The organism is bacterium (assembly GCA_024226335.1).
Classification (GTDB): domain Bacteria; phylum Myxococcota_A; class UBA9160; order SZUA-336; family SZUA-336; genus JAAELY01.
The window spans coordinates 1-3591 of record JAAELY010000036.1; the positions used below are offsets into that span (position 1 = coordinate 1).

4 protein-coding genes are annotated in these 3591 nt (G+C 58.1%); all 4 read left to right on the plus strand.

Translation table 11 applies throughout. The annotated features are described in order from the left end of the window. Positions 1-1409, plus strand: a 1409-nt coding sequence (locus GY725_01745; GenBank protein MCP4002896.1) for an SAM-dependent DNA methyltransferase, incomplete at its 5' end; no start/stop codon positions are given. Continuing rightward, positions 1406-1801, plus strand: a complete 396-nt coding sequence (locus tag GY725_01750; protein MCP4002897.1) for a hypothetical protein — start codon at positions 1406-1408, stop codon at positions 1799-1801. The genes GY725_01745 and GY725_01750, both read left to right, overlap by 4 nt. Further along, on the plus strand, positions 1798-3306 hold the full coding sequence (locus GY725_01755; protein MCP4002898.1) for an SAM-dependent DNA methyltransferase: 1509 nt from the start codon (positions 1798-1800) through the stop codon (positions 3304-3306). The genes GY725_01750 and GY725_01755 overlap by 4 nt, the downstream gene beginning before the upstream one ends. Further along, positions 3299-3591, plus strand: a 293-nt coding sequence (locus GY725_01760) for a restriction endonuclease subunit S (protein MCP4002899.1), incomplete at its 3' end; no start/stop codon positions are given. The genes GY725_01755 and GY725_01760, both read left to right, overlap by 8 nt.

Genomic DNA, 3591 nt, shown 5'->3' on the forward strand with positions numbered 1-3591 from the left:
ACATCCTCCCGCTGCTGTTTTTCAAACGGATCAGCGACGTCTGGGACGAGGAGACCGCCGAGGCGGCCGAGATCTTCGGTGACGCGGACCCGTCGCTTTTCCCTGAAGTGCACCGCTTCATTGTCCCTGATGGTTGTCACTGGAACGATGTAAGGAAGACTCCCACTAACGTTGGCACCACATTGCTACGGGCGATGCAAGAGATCGAGCGGGCCAACCCGGATACTCTTTACCGTGTTTTCGGAACCGCCGACTGGGGCAACAAAGAGAAGTTCAACGACGAGCTGCTCAAGGACCTTATCGAGGGCTTCTCGGTGATTCCGCTCGGTAACACAGCGGTCAGCGCTGATGTCCTCGGTGATGCCTACGAGTACCTGATTGGCAAGTTCGCAGATGTTACCCGCCGCAACAAGGCCGGCGAATTCTACACTCCGCGGAGCGTGGTCCGCATGATGGTCGAGATCCTAGATCCCCAGGAGGGAGACTCAATCTACGACCCCGCGTGTGGCACCGGTGGAATGCTGCTAGGCGCGATAGAGCACGTTGCTCGCAACGACGGTGACCCGCGAACGTTCTTCGGCAAAATCTACGGTCAGGAGAAGAACCTCACAACCTCGTCCATCGCGCGGATGAATCTCGTGCTCCATGGCATCGAGGATTTTCAAATCGCCCACGAGGATACGCTACGCAATCCCGCGTTCAGCGACGCCAGCACCGGCGGTTTACTGACCTTCGACTGCGTGATCGCCAATCCGCCGTTTTCTCTAAAAGAGTGGGGCCGCGACCTATGGGAAGCTGACCCCTGGTCGCGGGCGCAATACGGCATCCCGCCCGAGAGCTACGGTGACTATGCATTCGTCCAGCACATGATTGCGTCGATGGCGCCGACTGGTAACAGCCGCATGGCGGTCGTGCTTCCACAGGGGGCGCTGTTCCGAAAGGCGGCCGAGGGCAAGATCCGAACTGCGCTGCTTAAGGAGGACCTCATCGAGGCCGTCATCGGACTAGCCCCGAATCTCTTCTACGGCACCCAACTAGCCGGCTGCATCGTGATTCTCCGTAGGAAGAAGCCCGCTGTCCGGAAGAAGAAGGTACTCATCATCGATGCATCGGGCCTGTTCCGGAAAGGCCGCGCCCAGAATTTCCTTGATCCTGTGCACGCCGAGCAGATCGTCGGTTGGTATCGGGTCTTCGAAGATATCGAGGATCGGGCGAAGGTAGTCACGCTCGACGAGATCAAGGAGGAAGGTTGGACACTCAACATCTCGCGGTACGTTCTGCCGCCCATCGGAGTGGACATCCCGCCGCTGCCTGAGGCGGTCGAGGTTTTCAAGACCGCGCTTGTCGAGGCCCGGGTAGCTGAGGATCATCTACGTACCGTATTAGCTGAAGGAGGGTGGTTAGAATGAGAGATGCTCAGAAACCCGATCACATCAGCCTCAATACCCTTCTCTCGAGGTTGAAAGAGGGTAGATTCGTCATTCCCTACTTCCAGCGTGAGTTCGAATGGAATCCTTGGGACATTCGCGATCTGATACGTTCGATTTATGTCGATGATTACCAGGAACTGCACGCCCGCATGGAATTTGCCGATCTACGTGAACTCCAGGAGATCATCATATCCAAGGCTACCTGGTCGATGTTTCAGGACCAGTTCGCAAACAAAGAGGCTCTCATCACCAAATTCGGCCAGCTCGCCGAATTGCGGAACGGTATCCGACATAGCCGCAGGGTGGATGAGATCACCCTTAAAGAGGGGGAAGCGGCCATACTCTGGTTCGAGCAGGTCTTGAAGAAATGAGTTCGCATCTGTCGCAGATGGAACTCGAGTCGCACCTCTGGGGAGCTGCCACACTCCTCCGGGGTCTCGTGGACGCCAGCGACTACAAGCAGTACATATTTCCGCTGCTCTTCTTCAAGCGGCTCTCCGATGTCTGGGACGAGGACTATCAGCAGGCCTTGGCCGATACCAAGGACTCCGGTTACGCAACCGCTACGGCTAACGACCGCTTCACCATTCCCGACGGGGCTCACTGGAAGGATGCCCGTATTGCACCCAAGGATGTTGGGCGTGCCCTCCTGAACTCCTTCCAAGCAATTGAGGCTGTGAATCCGCAGCGCTTGCAGGGTGTGTTCGGCAACGCGCCCTGGACCGACAAGGCGCAGATGCCGGATGCTACGCTTAAGAATCTCATCGAGCACTTCTCGAAGCACACGCTGAGTCTGGCGAACGTCCCCGAGGATGAGCTCGGTAACGGTTACGAGTACCTCATCAAACAGTTCGCCGACGATTCGGGCCACACCGCACAGGAGTTCTACACCAACCGCACGCTCGTTCACCTCATGGCCCAAATGCTCGAGCCCAAGGCCGGCGAGTCGATCTACGACCCAACCTGCGGCACCGGCGGCATGCTCATCTCCTGCCTCGCCGAGGTAAAGCGCGGCGGCGGCGATACACGCACTACCGATCTCTACGGGCAGGAACTCATCACTATCACCGCAGCCATTGCCCGGATGAACCTTGTTCTCCACGGAGTATCGGGCTTCCAGGTTGCCGCAGGTAATACGCTCACTTCGCCCGCCTTCACCGAGGGCGACAAGCTGCGCACCTTCGACGTGGTCCTCGCCAACCCACCGTACTCGATCAAGAAGTGGAACCGCTCCGCCTGGGAGAGCGACCCCTGGGACCGCAACTTCCTCGGTACCCCACCCCAGGGCCGCGCCGACTACGCCTTCTTTCAGCACATCCTTCGCAGCATGAATACCAAGATCGGTCGCTGCGCTATCCTTTTCCCGCACGGTGTGCTCTTTCGCAAGGACGAAGCCGAACTTCGTCGCAAGCTCGTCGCAACTGACATGGTTGAGTGTGTGCTCGGGCTAGGGCCGAGTCTGTTCTACAATTCGCCAATGGTGGCGTGCGTCGTCATCTGCCGGTCGAAAAAGCCGAAGAGCACGAAGGGCAAGACGCTCTTCATCGATGCCGTTCACGACATCGTCCGAGAGAACACGCAGAGCTTCCTTAAGTCGGACCACCAGCAGCGGATTCTGACCGCGTATCGCGCCTTCGAGAACGAACCCGAGTTCGCCCACGTCGCTACGACGAAAGAGATCCTCGCTCAGAAGGGAGACCTCACCGTTCACCACTACGTGACTCGGAAGCCATCGGTCGCGAGCACCGATAGAGACGATACGCTGGCCGAGGTGTGGGAGCGATTCAACTCCGAGGGGCGAGATTTCTGGGCTGGCATGGACGCGCTCGCGGAGACGCTGGACGAAGTTGTCGCCCAGGAGACCGGAGATGCTTGAGTTAGCGACGAACCTAACCAAGGCTGGCTGTACGACCGCTGCGTTCGGTGATGTCGTGCGTCACGTGAAGGATAAGGTTGATCCTGAGGAGTCTGGGCTAGAACGGTACATTGCTGGCGAGCACATGAATTCCGACGATTTAATAATTCGGCGCTGGGGTGAGATTGGTGACGGTTATCTCGGCCCCGCCTTCCACATGCGTTTCAAACCGGGCCATGTCCTCTATGGATCTCGCCGGACCTACCTACGCAAGGTGGCAGTTGCAGACTTCGAGGGAATCACAGC

Bases quoted from the DNA above. Each gene is read 5' to 3' on its own strand.
- GY725_01750 (MCP4002897.1), top strand. From the start codon at position 1,406: ATGAGAGATGCTCAGAAACCCGATCACATCAGCCTCAATACCCTTCTC.
- GY725_01755 (MCP4002898.1), top strand. From the start codon at position 1,798: ATGAGTTCGCATCTGTCGCAGATGGAACTCGAGTCGCACCTCTGGGGA.